The 17,730-nt window shown below is 62.9% G+C and carries 15 protein-coding genes; 9 read left to right on the top strand and 6 right to left on the bottom strand.

Annotation, left to right across the window (positions count from 1 at the left end; translation table 11 throughout):
• Window positions 1-18: 18 nt before the first annotated feature.
• Window positions 19-1,161, bottom strand: a complete 1,143-nt coding sequence (locus KVY23_RS22750) for a PEP/pyruvate-binding domain-containing protein (RefSeq protein WP_230558293.1) — start codon at window positions 1,159-1,161, stop codon at window positions 19-21.
• A gap of 60 nt (window positions 1,162-1,221) precedes the next feature.
• Here KVY23_RS22750 and KVY23_RS22745 point away from each other — a divergent pair, with 60 nt between their 5' ends.
• The 7 genes from KVY23_RS22745 (at window position 1,222) to KVY23_RS22715 (ending at window position 9,908) form a co-directional block, all read left to right on the top strand.
• A complete protein-coding gene (locus tag KVY23_RS22745; protein ID WP_230558292.1) occupies window positions 1,222-1,617 on the top strand; it encodes a hypothetical protein in 396 nt (131 codons plus the stop codon).
• A complete protein-coding gene (locus KVY23_RS22740; RefSeq protein WP_230558291.1) occupies window positions 1,614-2,249 on the top strand; it encodes a hypothetical protein in 636 nt (211 codons plus the stop codon). Before KVY23_RS22745 ends, KVY23_RS22740 begins: the two co-directional genes overlap by 4 nt.
• A 73-nt stretch (window positions 2,250-2,322) precedes the next feature.
• On the top strand, window positions 2,323-3,030 hold the full coding sequence (locus KVY23_RS22735; protein WP_230558290.1) for a hypothetical protein: 708 nt from the start codon (window positions 2,323-2,325) through the stop codon (window positions 3,028-3,030).
• A 132-nt stretch (window positions 3,031-3,162) separates the two neighbouring features.
• The gene (locus tag KVY23_RS22730) at window positions 3,163-4,590 is read left to right on the top strand and encodes an HNH endonuclease signature motif containing protein (RefSeq protein WP_230558289.1); all 1,428 of its coding nucleotides are present in this window, start codon (window positions 3,163-3,165) and stop codon (window positions 4,588-4,590) included.
• Between the two features lie 405 nt (window positions 4,591-4,995).
• A complete protein-coding gene (locus KVY23_RS22725; RefSeq protein WP_206511567.1) occupies window positions 4,996-5,853 on the top strand; it encodes a lipase family protein in 858 nt (285 codons plus the stop codon).
• On the top strand, window positions 5,854-6,246 hold the full coding sequence (locus KVY23_RS22720) for a hypothetical protein (protein ID WP_230558288.1): 393 nt from the start codon (window positions 5,854-5,856) through the stop codon (window positions 6,244-6,246).
• Between the two features lie 206 nt (window positions 6,247-6,452).
• Window positions 6,453-9,908 (top strand): indolepyruvate ferredoxin oxidoreductase family protein, encoded by a 3,456-nt coding sequence (locus tag KVY23_RS22715; protein WP_230558314.1) that lies wholly within the window; start codon window positions 6,453-6,455, stop codon window positions 9,906-9,908.
• Between the two features lie 16 nt (window positions 9,909-9,924).
• Here the strand turns inward: KVY23_RS22715 and KVY23_RS22710 are convergent, their stop codons facing one another.
• On the bottom strand, window positions 9,925-10,965 hold the full coding sequence (locus KVY23_RS22710) for a glycosyltransferase (protein WP_230558287.1): 1,041 nt from the start codon (window positions 10,963-10,965) through the stop codon (window positions 9,925-9,927).
• Window positions 10,966-11,432: 467 nt separating this feature from the next.
• On the opposite strand from KVY23_RS22710, the gene KVY23_RS22705 reads away from it, so the two are divergent.
• Entirely contained in the window at window positions 11,433-11,861 is a 429-nt protein-coding gene (locus KVY23_RS22705; RefSeq protein ID WP_230558286.1) for an acyltransferase, read from the top strand.
• Window positions 11,862-11,865: 4 nt separating this feature from the next.
• Here KVY23_RS22705 and KVY23_RS22700 read toward each other — a convergent pair whose 3' ends face one another.
• From KVY23_RS22700 to KVY23_RS22685, 4 genes are all read right to left on the bottom strand, one after another.
• Window positions 11,866-13,071: a lipase family protein gene (locus KVY23_RS22700; protein WP_230558285.1), complete on the bottom strand. Its 1,206-nt coding sequence runs from the start codon at window positions 13,069-13,071 to the stop codon at window positions 11,866-11,868.
• Window positions 13,071-14,390 (bottom strand): lipase family protein, encoded by a 1,320-nt coding sequence (locus KVY23_RS22695; RefSeq protein WP_230558284.1) that lies wholly within the window; start codon window positions 14,388-14,390, stop codon window positions 13,071-13,073. Before KVY23_RS22695 ends, KVY23_RS22700 begins: the two co-directional genes overlap by 1 nt.
• Window positions 14,387-15,538 (bottom strand): lipase family protein, encoded by a 1,152-nt coding sequence (locus KVY23_RS22690; protein ID WP_230558283.1) that lies wholly within the window; start codon window positions 15,536-15,538, stop codon window positions 14,387-14,389. The genes KVY23_RS22695 and KVY23_RS22690 overlap by 4 nt, the downstream gene beginning before the upstream one ends.
• 107 nt (window positions 15,539-15,645) lie before the next feature.
• Window positions 15,646-16,965: a polysaccharide biosynthesis tyrosine autokinase gene (locus tag KVY23_RS22685; protein WP_230558282.1), complete on the bottom strand. Its 1,320-nt coding sequence runs from the start codon at window positions 16,963-16,965 to the stop codon at window positions 15,646-15,648.
• A gap of 342 nt (window positions 16,966-17,307) precedes the next feature.
• On the opposite strand from KVY23_RS22685, the gene KVY23_RS22680 reads away from it, so the two are divergent.
• Window positions 17,308-17,730 (top strand): GDP-mannose 4,6-dehydratase (locus KVY23_RS22680; protein ID WP_230558281.1); only part of this gene is annotated, 423 nt, incomplete at its 3' end.

Genomic DNA, 17,730 nt, shown 5'->3' with positions numbered 1-17,730 from the left:
TTGGATGCGGCGGTTTTGTCAGAGGATGGTGACGGTGCCGGCTGTTCCATCCACTGCGATGAGGGCGCCGTCGTCGACGCGGGTAGTAGCGTCCGGGACGCCGAGCACAGCAGGGATGCCGTACTCACGGGCAACGATCGCAGCGTGCGAGAGCGCGCCTCCGGTCTCGGTGACAACCCCGGAGGCGATCTTGAACAGGGGCGTCCAGGCCGGGCCGGTGTAGGGGCAGACCACGATGTCGCCGCGGCGGACGGCGCCAAAGTCCGAGGGGCCGCGCACAATACGTGCCGCCGCGGTGACTGTCCCGTGGGAGCCAGGAGTGCCGCTCAGCGCCGCGGCCGGACCGGAGGAGCCAGGGAACGTACTGGCAGGAAGTGCCGCAGTAATGGGGCGTGCTTGCAGAATCCACACGACGCCGCCCGCGACCGCCCATTCGACGTCCTGCGGCCCACCGAGAACCCTCGCTATCCGTCCTCCCAGATCTGCCAGCACCGCGACCGCGTCGTCGTCCAAGGCCCGTGCATGTTGCTGGTCCGGTGCGACGGTGCTGGTAGCGATACCGCCGAGTTCGTGGTTCAGATCGATGCGAGTTTGCTTGCTTCCGACCGAACATACGACGGTTCCGTCCGGTGCGACCTCGCAGGTGTCGGGGGTGACCGTTCCGCCCACCACCGACAGTCCCAAACCCCATGATGCTTCGATCCGGGTCGGCTCGCCAATTTGCTGTGGTGTGAACAGCACCCCTGAGACCTCGGCCTCGATCACCGGCTGAACGAGTACTGCCATATCCGAGGCACGCGAAGCGCCGCCCGTCCGGCGCCAGTAGTCGCCGACCCGTGCAGCGCTGGCTGACTCCCGACAAACCATGATCGCCTGGCACACATCGTCGGCTCCCTGAACGCCGATGATGCTCTCGTATTGGCCTGCCGCCGAGGCATCCTCGGTGTCCTCGTTCGTAGCGGATGACCGCACCGCCACCACCGGGTCGCCCAGCCGCCCGAGCTCGCGGGCGACCGAATCGCGCCTAGAGCGCCCGATTTCGGTGCCGGTCGGTACGACGAAACCGTCGGGCACGGGCAGTCCCTCGCGCAGCAGCGCACCGAGCATTGCCGCTTTGCCACCCGAGTCAGTCCGGGTCGCCTCGGAAAGTCGCGTCAGCATCACACCGTCCGATCAACGAAATATTGACAACATTATGTTGACGATAGCAGGATGACGGTCATGGGACGCAAGCACGAACCTGAACGGCTCAGCAGCGCCGACCATGCACAGGCCCAGCGTGAGCGCGACGCCCAAGACAAGCTTCTCGACAAGGGCGCAGACCAGCTGCAACCTCGACCGTGGCGACCTGCGCCCGCCCCGCCCTCGGCGGTCGACCTGACGCAGTACGCGGTGTGGCGCTCATCCGAGCTGACCCCCGACGAACTCCTGGGGGCGCTGTCACTGCTCCCGGCGGCTCGCGCGGAGGTCGAGGGCGTAGAGATCGGCCTACTCTTCGCGGCCCGGAGCGAGGGGCTGACCTGGGCACAGATCGCTGAGGCGATGGGTTTTCGCTCCCCACAGGCCTGCCAGCAGTATGTGAACCGGCTCAGCGCCAGGCAGGACAAACGGATATGACGCGCCAGTCCGCGCCGGAACTACTCGTCCTGCACACGGTACGCCTCGTGGGATTTGCAGACAGTGAAGCGGTCGCCGAGCGTGCTCGGACGAGTCACGCCGAAGCATTGCGACTGCTGACTATGGCGGAGCGCGCGGGGTGGGTGCAGCACGACTCGTTCGCTGAGCTCGACGGTTGGTCACTCACCGATTCCGGCAAGGTGGAGAACGAGCGCCAACTCGCGGCAGAACGCGTGGAGGCCGACCCCGACGGGACGGTGGCGGCGCTCTACCGCGACTTCCTCCCGCTCAACGCTCGCCTGCTGCGCGCTGTCACCAGTTGGCAGATCAAGCCAACCGAAGCCGACACGTTCGCTCCCAACAACCACACCGACAGTGAGTGGGACGGGCGCGTCCTCGATGAACTCACGGCACTGAGTGAGGAACTCGCACCCCTGACCGAGCGGCTTTCTGCTGTTCTGGCGAGATTCGACAGCTACATGACTCGGTACGCATCAGCGCTGCACAAGGGCAGAAGCGGGGAACGCGACTGGATCGACAAGTCCGACAGGGACTCCTGCCACCGCGTGTGGTTCCAACTCCACGAAGACCTCGTCGCTACCCTCGGCATCGACCGAGCAAGCGAGGTGTAGGTACCGCGGACCTTGCTGTCGGCCGCTGCGCCCAGAATCAGTGGCGTGAGATCACTACGCGACGATAGGAGCCATGGACGTCACCGTCTCCGTACTTGCCGACCGACCCGATCTCGCCGATGCCCTGTGGAGCATGCCGGACTCGTGGCCGAGGTTCATGACGCGCGATCCCATCGCCACGATGTACTACACACCCGACGTCCTCGAACTGTTCGGAGCCTACGTACTCGTATGCCAGGACGAGACGGGAAACGTCGTCGGGAAAGCGTTTTCGATCCCCTTCCACCTGGCTGAAGGCGACGCGCTGCCGATCGACGGCTGGGACGGCGCAATTCAACGCGGCATCAGCACCCGGCTCACCGGCCGGACTCCGAACACCGTCAGCGCCCTCGAAATTGCGGTAGCACCGGAACGCTCGACGAATGGCGAAACTGGACAGGACTGCCGTTCGACCGATCCGGACCGGTCGAAGTTCCGGGAGCCCTCTCACCGGTGCATTGCGATCTGGCACACAGAACCGCCGCATACACCGAGCCCAACGTGTGGGTTCGGCACTCTACTGCGCGCTCCTGAAGCGCAGTCATTCAACGGGCGGATCAACTCTTCTAGCGTTCGAACGACCAGAATTGTCAGCGGTGAGTACGCGCAGTCAGGACGGTCGCGAGACTGCGCAGTACGGTTCGCCGCGTTCGTGGTTTCGGATGCTCTTGATCTTCGCCCCAGTATGGTTCCTGCGGCCATCCGTATTGGTCGGCAGGAGGCTCACGGAAAGGATCTGTAGTCACAAACAAGAGAATCGCAGGTTTGTGATGATTTGTTACAACCCATGCGCTGTTGTCTCGATATCTCGAGAATCACCCGTTCGAGACGGACCCGACCGTTCTTGTCGGTGGGCGGTTGTACCTTCCCTGGCATGCAGAAGTTGGGGGACTTCACCACAGCCCACACGCTGTCCGACCAGGACATCGTGACCGGACTCGCGCACATCCACACCACCGAGACACAACTCGCCGCAGCACGACTGGCAATGCTCACCGAAGCAGACCGACGAGGACTCGCACTGCAACTCGGCCACTCCTCCATCAAACGCTGGTACGCCAAAGCCGTACGCCTCCCCGAAGGAAACATCGCCCACCAGATGACCCTCGGAAAATGGCTCACACACAACCCCACCGTCGCCGAAGCCCTCACCGACGGCACCATCCACTACCTCCACGTCAAAGCCATCGCCGACGCCACCGCCACCGTCCTCACCGCCGACCCCACCCTCACCGAACCAAAACAGACCGACATCACCGCGGTACTACTCGACGTCGCCACCCGCTCCCTCCCCAAAGACGTCCACGACCGCGGCCAAGAACTCGCCCACCACGCCGCCAAAGCCCGCCACGAAACCGAACGACAACGCCACGAAGAACAACAACGCCGCAAAGCCGCTGACAGCCGCGAGAACCCCCGCCCCGAGGACCCACCCCACAGCAAGCCCAACAGCAAGTCCGACGAGGAAACACCCGTGCCGCCGCCCGGCCCACCACCGCTGCCGGTGTCCGAAAACAGGGCACTCAACCGACTCGGCATCTACCCACTGGCCAACGGCCGCAGCAAAATCGACGGAGACCTCGACAAACTGACCGTCGAGAAACTCAAAGCCGCCCTGTCACCGCTGACCGCACCCACACCCTCACCCGACGGCACCCGCGACCCCCGCACACCCGACAGACGCAACGCCGACGGGCTCAGCGAACTCCTCGAGCGCTACCTACACACCCGAACAGACACCGGATCCGGCGCAGTCAACGTCAACTTGACCATCCCACTTGCAGACCTGCTGAAAAAACCTGCCGACGCCGAGCACCCACACCGACACACAGCAACTCGGCGGAACACCCCACCGGGTCCGAGTGACGGTGACTGGCCGTTCTGGCTGGACTGGACCGGGCCCATCAGCGGCCACCTCGCCCAATACCTCTCCTGCGACGCCCACCTCACCCCGGTGATCGTGGACCACCACGGCGTGCCTCTCGCACTCGGCCGCAGCTTCCGGCTCGCATCGACCTCACTACGCCAAGCGGTCATCATCCGCGACCGCTGCTGCGTGATGTGCGGACGACCAGCCCAATGGTGCCAAATCCACCACGTCACCTACTGGAACGACGGCGGCGCAACAGATCTCAACAACCTCGCCCTCCTCTGCACCGAATGCCACCGCGACATCCACAACACCGACTGGCAACTCGCCATGGGCGAGGACGGGCACCCGCACTCCATCCCACCCCCCGAAACCGACCCCGAACGTCGACCCATCCCCAGCTACCACCGGAGACGAAAACACTCCGCCTAGCCTCGGCCGAGGCACCGCGCTCGCCCACACCGCGAGCCGTAGACACCGCTGTGGTCGGCACTCATCCCATTGTTGGAAGTGCTGCGGCAGGGAGGTACGTACTGGCTGTCGGCATCGATGACCACGCTCCACCGCGCGTTCCGTGATCGAGTACGTCAACGACTGCCCCCACAGTGGCGCTCGTGCAGGACCAGAAGTCAGGCACGGTAGTCACATCGCAGGGACGGCCGACCAACAGCAACAATCTCAGCTGAACTCGGCCCCAACCGGAACTGCGCCGAACGGCGCAGGGCGACACGATTGGTGTGAAAGCCGAACTCACTTCCAAGGTGCGCATCCGTCATTCGAACAGTATCCTCCCGAGGGTCGTTGTTCGCCGGCGGGGGCCGAATGAGAAGGGTTTCGATGACCGGTCGAATGTGGTTGCGTCATGCTGCGAGTGTGGGCCTCGCAGCCCTCGTCTTCACGGTGACTTCGTGCGCGTACAGCGAAAGTAACTACGTGAGCCGAGTCGACATCACGATGCAGCCACCCGCTGCAACCGGTATCCCGGCACCTGCACCAGCGTTGAACCCGACTTTCGGAGGCACCGAGCCGGGTGCCTTGGTCGGGGCAGTCGAGTTCGACGAACTGGACCCTCAGATCACCGAAACCGGAGCGACCGCGCTCAAGATCGACTACCTCTCTCGGGACGCGAATTCGCCGGACCCCCGCACGGTTGCCGGTGCAGTGTTCATTCCCGCAGGCATTCCGCCCGAGGGCGGTTGGCCAATTCTGGCGTTGGGACACGGCTTCACAGGCGTATACGAGGAATGCGCGCCGACGAACCATCCCAACCTGCTGGGCAACGCACTCGTCGTCGGGGCATTTCTGCTGAACGGTTACGCCGTCACAATGGCTGACTACGTCGGCCTCGGTGACGGTTCGCCGTTTCCGATGCTCGATACACGAAGCTACGGGTACAACATCGTCGACTCCGTCCGAGCGATCAGGAACGTGTCCGACGGGTTGTCCTCGAAATGGGTCGCCTTCGGCGGATCTCTGGGTGGCGCCGCTGTATGGGCCGCCAACGAATTGGCTACCGATTATGGCCGTGGCCTCAACTTCCTCGGGAGTGTGAGCGTGTCGCCGGCAGCTGACATGACCGGTCTCGCTTACGCCGCGTCGGACATGTCGATGTCATCGGCGCAAAGACACCTTTACATGCTGGAAGTGCTCGCTCTGCAACGAACTACGCAGCCCGATATCGAGTTGACCGATTAAATGCGCGGCGATGCATTCGACAACAGGGTTCTGGTCCAGGCCTGCTACGGGTCTGACGCAGACCGTGCGCAAGAGGTATTGGACAACCTCGACCCCAAAGATCTGGTACCGATCGACCAAGGTGCCGTCGACCGCCTTGCTGGTTGGCTATCTGAACTTGCGCTGCCATCGCGACCTTTGTCCGGACCTTTGTTGCTGATATACGCGTCCGAGGACGACATCGTCGACGTGGCATGGCTCGACAAAGCCTCGTCCGCGGCTTGCGCACTCGGCGGCACCATAGAGAGTGTGGTACGAGTGGGGCAGGGCCACGGTGACCTCGACGGTTCCCCCGCCGTCCCTTGGGTCCGCGAACGATTCGACGGCTTCGAGGCTCCCAATTCCTGTCCATAGACCACGCCGGGAACAGAAAAGCGAAGCCTGAACCACCCGAAACAGACTCGAAGTTTGCTTCGGAATCGAGAAGTGCTGCGCAGCAAAGAATCACATTCCGTCCAGTTGCAGCCGACTCCACCTGGGCCTACCGTGAGTCCGTCGCCGCCGTGTCGACACGTGAGAGACGTAGGAGAGTCGTGACCGAACAGACCGAGCGTGCTGACGTGCATCTGCAGGCCAAGTCGGTCTCCGACGATGTCGGCTACGACATCCGCGACCGATACCGCCCTGGAGCCGGTCCGGTTCTGGTCAGCGGCGTTCAAGCTATCGCTCGTCTCCTTGTCGAACAACAGGTCCGGGATGCAAAGAACGGCATCCGTACCGGCACATTCGTCTCTGGCTACCAGGGCAGCCCGCTGGCCGGATTCGACAGGCTTCTGGCGAGCACACCGACCCTGCGCAGTGACTACGACATTCGACTCGTTCCGGGATTGAACGAGGAAATAGCCGCCACTTCGGTGTGGGGCAGCCAGATCGAACTGCCGGTCGGAACCAGAACGCATGATTCAGTCGTCGGCGTTTGGTACGGCAAAGGCCCCGGCCTCGATCGCGCTACCGATGCACTTCGACACGGCAATATGTACGGAGCGCACCCCGAAGGCGGCGTGCTCATGCTCGTGGGCGACGATCCAGGCGCAAAATCCTCGTCCATCCCCTGCGTCAGCGAGCGTTCGCTGGCAGCGATGAGCATCCCCACCCTCTACCCACGCAACGGCGCAGAAATGGTGGAGTTCGGACTGCACGCTATTGCCCTGTCCCGCTCGTCGGGGTGCTTCGTCGCCCTGAAAATTATCGCCGACGTCGCCGATGGCCTCTGGACAATCGATTCGAGCACGAGCGACGTCGAGATCACGGTCCCCGATGTCGAATGGGACGACAAGCCTTGGACGTACTCGCAACGTTTCTTCAAAGCACCCCCGGACAGTGTGCTGGCCGAAGCCGACCTCCTCGGGCCACGCTGGGCGATGGTCGAGGCCTACGCCGCAGCGAACGCACTCGATGCCGTCGAGGTTGCCCCGGCGAACGCGCGGATCGGAATCATCGCCGCCGGAGGTGCGTACGACTCCATGAGGCAGGCGCTCGTCGATCTTGGCCTGTCCGATGAAGACCTGCGCGAGAACGGCATCCGCATACTGCGAATCGGCATGATCTACCCGCTCTCAGCTTCTCGCGTGCACGAGTTTGCCGACGGCCTTTCCGATATCCTCGTCGTCGAGGACAAAGTACCGTTCCTCGAATCCCAACTACGAGAAATCCTCTACGGCGCCACGGATTCCCCAAGGATTCAGGGCAAGAGGGCATCGGACGGGTCGCGTCTCGTCCCCATCGACGGTGAACTCACCGCAGCACGCCTCGCCGAACCCATCCGGAGAGCACTATCGCCATTCGTCGACCTGCGTCGACCGCTTCCGCCGCCGCTGACGCTCACCCCGCTCGAAGCCAAGAGAACCGCCTACTTCTGCAGCGGGTGCCCGCACAACAGATCCACCGCTGTACCCGAGGGATCCATCGCAGGCGGCGGTATCGGCTGCCACACCCTGGTCACCATGTCCGGCCGGACCGACAGCGCAGTGAACGCCCTCACCCAAATGGGCGGCGAAGGCGCGCAGTGGATTGGCCAGGCCGAATTCGCCGACGTACCGCACACCTTTCAAAACGTTGGGGACGGAACGTTCTTTCACTCCGGCCAGCTCGCCGTCCAGGCGTGCATCGCTGCGGGCGTGAACATCACGTACAAGATCCTCTACAACTCGGCCGTCGCCATGACCGGCGCACAGGACGCCGAAGGCGGACTCGAAGTGCCGGCGCTGACCCACAAACTTGCATCCGAGGGCGTCGCACGCATCATCATCTGCGCCGACGAACCCGAACGGCATTCCAAGTCCGCTCTTGCGCCCGGCACCAAACTCCTGCATCGAGACCGACTCGACGAGGCACAAAAGGAACTGCGCGATATCGCAGGCGTGACAGTTCTGATCTACGACCAACGCTGCGCCGCCGATGCGCGACGCCAACGCAAACGCGGCAAGATTCCCGCGCGCAGCACCCGCGTCGTGATCAACGAGCTCGTGTGCGAAGGCTGCGGAGACTGCGGAGTCAAGAGCAATTGCCTCTCCGTACAACCGATCGACACCGAGTTCGGCCGAAAGACGCGTATCGACCAGTCGAGCTGCAATACCGACTACACCTGTCTCGATGGCGACTGCCCGTCGTTCGTGACGGTCGAAGTCCCGGACAATGCAGTAGTTCCGTCGAAACCGAAGAATGCGAGAATGACACCGCCCAAGGTGCCAGCGCCCGTCCTGGGCCCAATTGTGGGCACACACAATATCTTTCTCGCCGGTGTCGGCGGAACCGGCATCGTCACCGTCAACCAGGTGTTGGCCACCGCAGCCATGCGCGCGGGACTCCATGTGGAGGGCCTCGACCAAACGGGCCTCAGCCAGAAGGCTGGCCCGGTCACCTCGCACCTGCGCATCAGCTCGTCCATGGTCGAGCCGTCCAATCGCATCACTCCTGGCAACGCAGACTGCATTCTTGCCTTCGACCTGTTGGTCGCCGCAGACAGCAAGTACGTCGGTTTCGGTAACCGCGGGCGAACGGTCACAGCCGCATCGACATCCAAGACACCGACCGGTGACATGGTGTACGACGCCTCCGTGGCCTACCCTGACGAGTCGGTAATGGTGGAACGCCTGGAATCTGCATCGAAGATCCTCACTTCGATCGACGCCATGACAGCGGCCAAAGCCGTACTCGGCAGCACCGAAGCGGCGAACTTTCTGCTCGTGGGTGCCGCGTATCAGGCTGGTGGACTTCCCATTCCGGGGTGGGCGATCGAAGAGGGCATCGGTATCAACGGCGTCGCAGTCGCCGACAACATCGCTGCGTTTCGGTGGGGGCAGGTGGCAGTCGCCGATCCCGACCATTTCGCCGACGCCATCGCCCAGAAGGTCTTTCCCACGCACACGGAGGCTCCGGCCTCGATGTTCACGTACTCCCCCCTGCAAGGTGAAGTTCTCGAGCTTGTTCGCAGACGCGCGGGGGAGCTCATCGCATTCCAGAACCTGCGGCTTGCGCAGCGCTATGTGTCCACCGTCGAGCAGATTTGGCGTGCGGAGAGATCGGCTACCGATCGGACCGAATTCTCCGATGCCGTCGCGCGTGGGTTGTTCAAGCTCACCGCCTACAAGGACGAGTACGAGGTTGCGCGGATGCTCACCGACCCTCAGTTCATCGAACTCGTACGTGTCGAGGTGCCCGGGGCAAGCAAACTGACGTTCAAGCTGCACCCGCCGACTTTGCGAGCTCTGGGACGCAAAAAGAAGATCGGGCTCGGACCGAAGTCGCGCGTCCCACTGAAAGTACTTGCGCGCGGACGTGTTCTACGAGGAACTCCGCTGGACCTGTTCGGGTACGCGCACGTGCGTCGCGTCGAGCGCAAGCTGGTCGAGCACTATCGAACGCTGATGGCGGACCTCGCGAGCACACTGACGGAATCCAACTACGACCGCGCAGTCGACGCTGCACAGGCGGCCCAGCTGGTACGCGGGTATGAGGGCATCAAGCTCGGCAACGTGGACAAGTACTACGCTCGGCTGGCGGAACTGGATCTGTGAGTTCGCCGAAGATGGGCTAGCGAAGGCTCATGGCCTGACCGTAGGCCGCGTCCAGACTCCGAGACATCCGTTCGATCGTGCTCGCCTGGGCAATGGCTTTCGTAGCCAGCCTGACGGACTCCTGGTACCGAGTGTCCGAGAAGAACAGATCCACTGCCTGAGCGACATCGAGCGGCCGACTCCCGGCGAGCGCGTAGCCGAGCGATTCCATACTCGGGATGGATCGGGCCAACACCGCGCACCCGGCATCAGCGGCCTCCAGGGTGGCCAACGGGCCACCCTCCCACGCTGCGGTATGCACATAGAGGTCCGAAATCCGAAGTAGCTCGCGAACTTCGGTTGGCGGCAGCCACCCCGTGACCTCGACACCCGCACTCTCCAGAACGGCCCGACTGTGTGCTTCACCGTCGCCGATCCACACGAATCGATACCGGGACGATCCGAGTTCCGAGCAAACGCGAGCGTAGAAGCCAGGGTCCTTCTGCGCCATGATGCGGCCGATCATGGAAATGACGGGCTTGCCCTCCACGCGCGGTGCTGCACTACCGACGGCGGGTACCGGCATGACGATGTTCTCCACCACCTCCGAGGGCATGTCCGAGCGAAGTCCGAGACCGATCGACTCCTCGTGCGGCGACACGGCCACGAGGACCTGCGCTCGCTGCGCCAAAGTCTTTTCGACGGTGCGGTATACGTGCTTCTTCACTGCGCCATGACCAGCTTCCATCACATAGCAATGGGGAGAGTAGACAACTCGCGTCCCCCTCGGCAACATGGCACGCAGTGCACCCGCGTAACTCGAGTGAAGATGAACGATGTCGTAGTTGCCATCCAGCACGGCACGCCTGGCCTCGAGGAAAAACCCCCGCAGACCTCCGTCGACCCGATGAACATCGATTCCTGCTGGCAAATCGAGGGTTTCGTGTCCAACCCGCACTCGGGCGAACAGGCTGTGCTCGAACTGGTCGGCCCCCGTGATGTAGTGGATGATCGCACTGCGCACACCACCTCCGAAGGCTTCGGTGACGTGCAGAACTCTCAGCTTGTTGCCGATCATACCGAGCCCCTTCGCGTTTGCCACATGCGAGGAAATTATCCACGACATTTCGCACTCTGCTATGTCGTGTGGTCGATTGAACAATGAGAACGCCTAGTGACATGAAACGGGTAGAGAAAAACCCCCTAAAACAGACTTGAAGATTATTGCTGCGTTAACCTACATAACAAATGGTCGACAGAAATACCGTTTTTCCGACCACGCGGGGCTCCCGACCATGCGTCCCGCACTCGCCGTGCGCAGCCGAACTGCTCGGATATAGTAGGCACCTACGCGCACGACGACCGAACAGGATTTCAATGAGCACCGAGCCCTCGGCGCAACACGCGGAAATGACGCCGGCGAAGCGGACTACCGATCAGATCCCCACCAACGCCCGCGAACAAATCGGTGAACGGCTATTTAATTTCGCGATAACTCACATACCGTCGCACACGATTCGTCAGAGCTGGCTCAGGTTTTTCGGAATGAAGATCGGGAAGAATACCTCGATCATGATGGGTACCCGCGTCCACGGGATTCAGCAGCTGACGGTAGGCAACAACTGCTCTATCGGCTTCAGGTGCCTACTCGATGCCCGCGGCGAGCTCACCATCGACGACGATGTCGTACTGGCCAGCGATGTGCACATCGTGGCCGGCCACCACCTGGTCAATTCCGACGACTTCGGGCGGTTCTTGTCGCCGATTCACATCAAGCACCACGTGTGGGTTGCCAGTCGCTCAACCATCTTGGCAGGCGTCGAACTCGGCGTGGGAGCAGTTGTCGGCGCGTGCTCGTTGGTCAGGAAGGACGTTGCCGACATGGAGATTGTCGCGGGCGTTCCCGCCAAGCATGTCGGAGTACGGCGGTCATCTCTCGACTACCACCCGATCTTTCGTCCACTGATGTACTAGCGGTTCAGCAGTTGTTGGGCGCGGGCTGACCACCGAAGCGCTCGCCCAGCCATTGCACCGATGCTCCACCGTCGACATCGCCGTGGCCTTTGTCCGGCTGAAAGTCGGCTTCGATGACGCTGCCGAGCGCACACCCTTCGGCGATGGCGTCGTCGGTCCACCGAGTATCGATGAAGCTGTCCCGTCCGGCGTAGATCACCATCATCGGTGCCGAGGCGGGACCGATGGGCAGTGCAGTTCTCTCCAGCAGCGAGGTCAACAACGACGCGGCCTCGGAGGACGCGGGCTCCACATCGTCGGCAGACATCTGGCTCAGGATTTCTCCGCGCTGGTTTCCCTCCGGCCCCGAACACGCACCCAAGACATCCCAGTTCTCTCTGACCACACCCGATATGTAGTCATCGATTCGTAGATCAGGGTAAGACTTCTGAAGTCCCATCAGCATCCAGATGTACGCTGCCGCCTGATCGTCGGTGAGCGTGCCATCCAGCGCTTTTCGGACAATTCCGGACATGTCCGCCGAGGGGACGAGACTGACCGTTCCGACCAGTTCGAGTTCAGGCGCATACCCGGCCGCTTGCTCATTCGCTGCCCACGTCGCCCCGCCGCCCTGGGACCCACCGAACGCTGCCCACCGGTTGGACACAGATGGTGACAGCTTGCGTAGTGCCCGAACCGAGTCGATAACGTTGAGGCCGGCAGTGCGATTGTCGAGGTACGGATGATTGCCGTCGGTGCCGAGCCCCTGATAGTCAGCCGCCGCCACCGCAAACCCGAGTTCGAGGTAACTCTTGATCAAACCAACAGAACCCAGCAAGTCGTTCGAAGCCGACGGTGCACACTCCTGCTGGATACCGGTGGTTCCGTGCGCAAATGCCATCACCGGCCAACCGCCGGGGGGTGGGTCACCGGGGGGAACGAACAGCGCGCCCGACACCTCGGTAGGTGTTCCGTCGATACCCGACGTCGACCGATACAGGACTTTCGCTGTGGTGCCGCCCAAGTTGGAGACCGAACGGTCGAAGGTGGGGATCGTCATCGCCTCGACCAAAGAGCCAGGCCCATCGGTCGCGAAATCCGCCGTGGTGATCGTCTGCGGTTCGGGCACGGCCTTCGGCTCCAGCGCCGAGGCGCACCCTGCCACCAGGGCCGCACACGTTCCGACTGCGGCGATCCACGTGGCCGTGCGAGGCAGGATCGGCATACGCATCAAAGTTCACCATTCGGTTCCGAATCCAACCCGGCATCAACGGGATTGGCCGGCTCGGTGGAATCCATGGAAGTAGCTTCCGGCAAAGCTTCGGCGCCAGAGGGCCCAACAAGCGAAGTGCACGAGTCGGCGACCGGCTCGGCTGCAAACCGGTCTGCCATCCACGCGAACGCCGCCACCGTGTCGAGGTCACCGTGCCCCTCACCGGGTCGCAGCCGCCAATCGATCACGTCGCCTCGCTCGCATGCGCGACGCACCGCGTCGAGCGTCCACGTCCAGCGCACCAGGTTGTCCTCGTCACCCTGCACCACGAGCATCGGTGAAGCCCCAACCCCCGATCCGGTTGTGTTTCCGGGCCCACCGGGCGCAAGCGGCAGCGACCATTGCGTCAGGCGGTCGGCGAGAACTTGCGCCGACTCCGGCGAGGACGGCGCGACGTCATCGGCAACGATGGATTCCGCTAGCTGGTTTCGGGTTTCCAACGCGGTTCCCGCGCACTGCAGCAGCGCGTCGTTGTTGGCCAGAACGTCCCCGTGCAGATAGTCGCTCAGCACGATGTCCGGATACACCTGGGCAAGACTGTTGACCGCGAACTGCATCAGTGGGAGTTGTTCGGGGGTCAACGCCCGGAGGAAAGCGTCGGTCGCGAGACCGGACATATTCGCAGCCGGAGCCAAGGCCACCGCACCCACGAGATCGAGCCCTGCTCCATAGCTCTGCTGCAATTCGTTCGCCGCCCATGATGCTTGCCCACCCTGTGAACCACCGAAGGCAGCCCACCGCGCACTGGTGTCGGGAACGAGCTCCCGTGTGGCGCGCACAGAGTCGATCATGTTGAAGCCGACGGTACGCGGCTCGAGGTACGGGTGCGGGCCGTCGCTGCCGAGCCCCTGATAGTCCGGCATGACCACGACGTAGCCGTTGTTCACCAATGCGGCCACGGGGCCCGCGTTGCCGATGAGGTGTGGGTACATCGACGGCGCGCAGTCTTCGAGCATTCCCGTCGTACCGTGCCCGTAGGCGACGATGTTCCATCCGCCCTCGGGCGCGAGACCCGGTGGAGTGAACACCGACCCTGTGACGACCGTCGGGGACCCGTCGACGCCCGATGTGGACCGATACGTGATGCGGTGCGACTCGCCGCCGAGCTTTCCGATCCGCATGTCTGCCGTCGAGAATCTCGACGAGTCGACCAGTGATCCCGGTGCCCCATCCGCGTATGTCGGGCCCGGTGGGGACGGCGCGGTGGTGCTGGGGTTCGAGCTACACCCGGCCACAACCAATGCAGTCAGCGTCACCAGGACGAGTGCACCCTTCACGATGACGGGCAATCATTGGCAGCTTGCTGACCGTCGAAACGGGCGCCGATCCAAGGAAACGCACGCGATGCGTCGATGGTGCCGTGCCCCTCTCCCACACGCAGTTCGGACTCGATGGATCCACCGGCCTCACATGCTTCGGACAGCACTCGAGCGGTCCACTCCTGATCGACGAGCTTGTCCTGATCGGCGTACATCACCAGCAGCGGCGCGCCCGCCATGTGATCCCCCAGAGCCCGTTCCTTCAACAGCGATGTCATCCTGGCTTCGGCAGCCGGAGACGCCGGAACCATGTCCGCAGGGTCTGCGTTCTCGAGCACTTCGATCGCATCGGGCACCCTCGGGCCGTTGCAGAGCACCAACAGATCCTTGTTGGCGGCCACCGATCCGCGCATATAGTCATCGAGGTTCAAATCCGGTGCGCTGGTCGCTTTCAGGCCGATGATGGCCAGGAAGTACAGGTGCAACTGATCTTGGGTGAGTGCGCCCGCCGTTGCCTTGGCCGGCAGGTCGGACACGTCGGCCACCGGGACCCAGGCCGCCGCGCCGACCAACTCGAGCCCCTGCCCGTAGCGTGGTTCCACATCGTGTGCCGCCCAGGTTGCGAGTCCTCCGAGGGAGCCCCCGAAAGCGGCCCACCGCGAACCCGCTGCGTCCGTCAGGTTCCGTGCCGCCCGAACCGCATCGATCATGTTGTGCCCAAGAGTGTTCGAGTCCAGAAACGGGTGTGCCACCGTCACACCACCGGCGCCGAGACCCTCGTAGTCGGACATCACGACCAAGTATCCGTTCAACAGCAATGCGGTGATGGGCAGCCACTGGTTGAGCAGATCGTCATACATCGACGGGCCACAGTCGAAGTTGATTCCGGTGTTGCCGTGGCCGTAGGACACCACTGGCCAGCCGCCCTCGGGAGCGGTGCCGCTGGGCACGAATACGGTCCCGGTCACCTCGGTTGTGCGCGACCCATCACCGGATGTCGACACATAGCGAATCTTCGTGACCTCGGCACCGGTTTCAGCGATGCGGGGAACGACGGTGTCGAAGTCTTCGGCAGCGAGCAACGCCCCGGGTTCTGTCCCTCCGAGCTGTGCGTTCGATGCGCTATCAGTCGGCTGCGCAGGCCGCGCGGCGGCGTTGGTTGTCACCGTCACTGCATTTCGCGTCGAAGACGACGTGGCCGGTTGAGTACAACCGGCCAGCAGCGCCATTGCCGCAGCGACTGCGCAGAGGCAACGAATACCCGAAGTCAGTGTCACGAACTGCTCTTCATCCTTGCTGCTGTGAGCACAGAACCAAGCACGTTGGCACCGACCAGGCGCAACTTTTCGGCCGCTTTCGCTGTGTCGTTCAGTTTGGTCCCTCCGTACCGCGCGAGCAGCAGAACTCCATCGGCAGACTTGGCCAGCAGAGCTGCGTCGCTGAACTGCAGAACAGGTGAGGTGTCGATCAGGACGAAATCGTACGTCGCGCGAAGTTCTTTCACGGTGTCGACCAGAATCTCGGTACTGAGCAGTTCACTCGGGTTGGGCGGGATCGGCCCGGACGCAAGGACAGACAAGCCCGGATGCGACGACTCCTGGACAGCACCGTCCAAAGGTGTGTGCCCAGCGAGAACGGAAGAGGTGCCGACGTCATCGGTCATGCCGAGGTGAGCCGCCAAACTCGGAGCACGAAGATCGCCGTCGACCACTATGACACTGTGTCCGATCTCACCCAACGTGATGCCGAGGCTGGCCACCACGGTGGTGGTTCCGGTTGCCGCCTTCGGGCTGGTGAACACCAGGACTCGTGCTTCTTTGGTAGCTCCCACGAACGACATATTGGTCCGCAACTCACGGAAGGCCTCGGACGCTGCCGGGCGCTCTGGCACGAACAACAACGGATGAGTGTCCTTGGTGATCTTCTCTCGCGGAATCACACCGACCGTCGGCGCCCCTGCCTGGTCGGTGAGGTTTTCCGCATCCTTCACCGACGTGTCCAGGCGAGCCTGCAGGACCGATACGACGAGTCCCAACAGCAGACCGGCAACCGCGCCCAGAGCGAGGTTGCGCACCCACTGCGGCGAGACCGGGGAGCTGGGGGTGTCGGCCAGCTCCACCAGCGTGGCGGACGCAGCTGGCGATCCGCCACGCGCGGATGTCTCCAGCTCGGACACGAGCTGGCTGGTCTGCGCAGCAATGGTATTCGCGAGATCGCGAGCGAGTTCAGGATCGGGGTCGAGTACCGAAATGTCCAGCAGAACCGACTCGGGCTGTGGTGTCGCGGTCACTTTTTCGACCAGTTCGCTCGCGCTCATGTCGATTTCCAGCGAATCGACTGTTCGCTGGGCCACCTGCTTGCCCGCAGCCAAGGACGCGTACGAGGTGACGCGTTCGGTGGAGAACAGATTTCCTTGATATGCCTCGGCCACCGATGCACCACCGGTGGTGGTGACGAACAGCTGCGAGGATCCCTCGTATTGCGGCGTGGTGAACGCACTGATCAGTGCGGCACCTCCGACCGCGATCACCAGCGTCGCAACGATCGAAATCCATCGGCTGCGCCAGATTGCCAGGTACTCACGAATGTCCACCTACACGGTCTCCTGTTCGATAGCCGGGCATGCCGAGGCAAGTCCGGCGCTCCGCCCCTCGTGCGCGAATGAGTGAATAGTAATTCGGGACCCAGCAACCTCGCAGGACGAGAAATCCGCAGCGGTCGCCGCACCCTTTCAGCTCGACACTTGTCGAACTCCAGCCGACCGGGCATTCTGCATCTGTCGAAGCATCCTTAGCGACGCACTGCAAACTACCCGAACTCTGCAATAATTCGAACCCGACCCGGTCGGATTCGCCGCGAGCCGGTTCGAGGATGCACAGTTTCGAGTCCAGACTTTGCACGTTCATCCACCTGACGCGACGGAAGTAGAGACCACATGAAAAGCGCGTTGATCACGGGTATTACCGGTCAGGACGGTTTGTACCTGTCCGAGTTGCTGCACGACAAGGGCTACAAGGTGTACGGCCTTGTGCGCGGTCAGAACAATCCAAAGCGGGCGTTGCTCGAGCAGAGTCACCCGTTCGTGGAGATCCTTTCCGGCAACTTGCTCGACCTGTCGTCGCTGATGCGGGCGTTCTCCGCCGCTCAACCTGACGAGGTGTACAACCTCGGCGCTGTGTCGTTCGTCGCATATTCGTGGGAGAACGCTCGGTTGACCACCGACGTCACCGGCGGCGGTGTGCTCAACGTGCTCGAGGCGCTCCGCTTCTATCAGGACACCTCCGGCAAACGCGTGCGGTTCTATCAGGCTTCGAGCAGTGAGATGTTCGGCAAGGTGCAGCAGGTCCCTCAGTCCGAG

Origin of the sequence: Rhodococcus sp. I2R (assembly GCF_020889545.1) — a bacterium.
GTDB lineage: Bacteria > Actinomycetota > Actinomycetes > Mycobacteriales > Mycobacteriaceae > Rhodococcoides.
The sequence above is the reverse complement of the archived record's forward strand: the minus strand, read 5'-3'. Positions and strand labels throughout refer to the sequence as shown.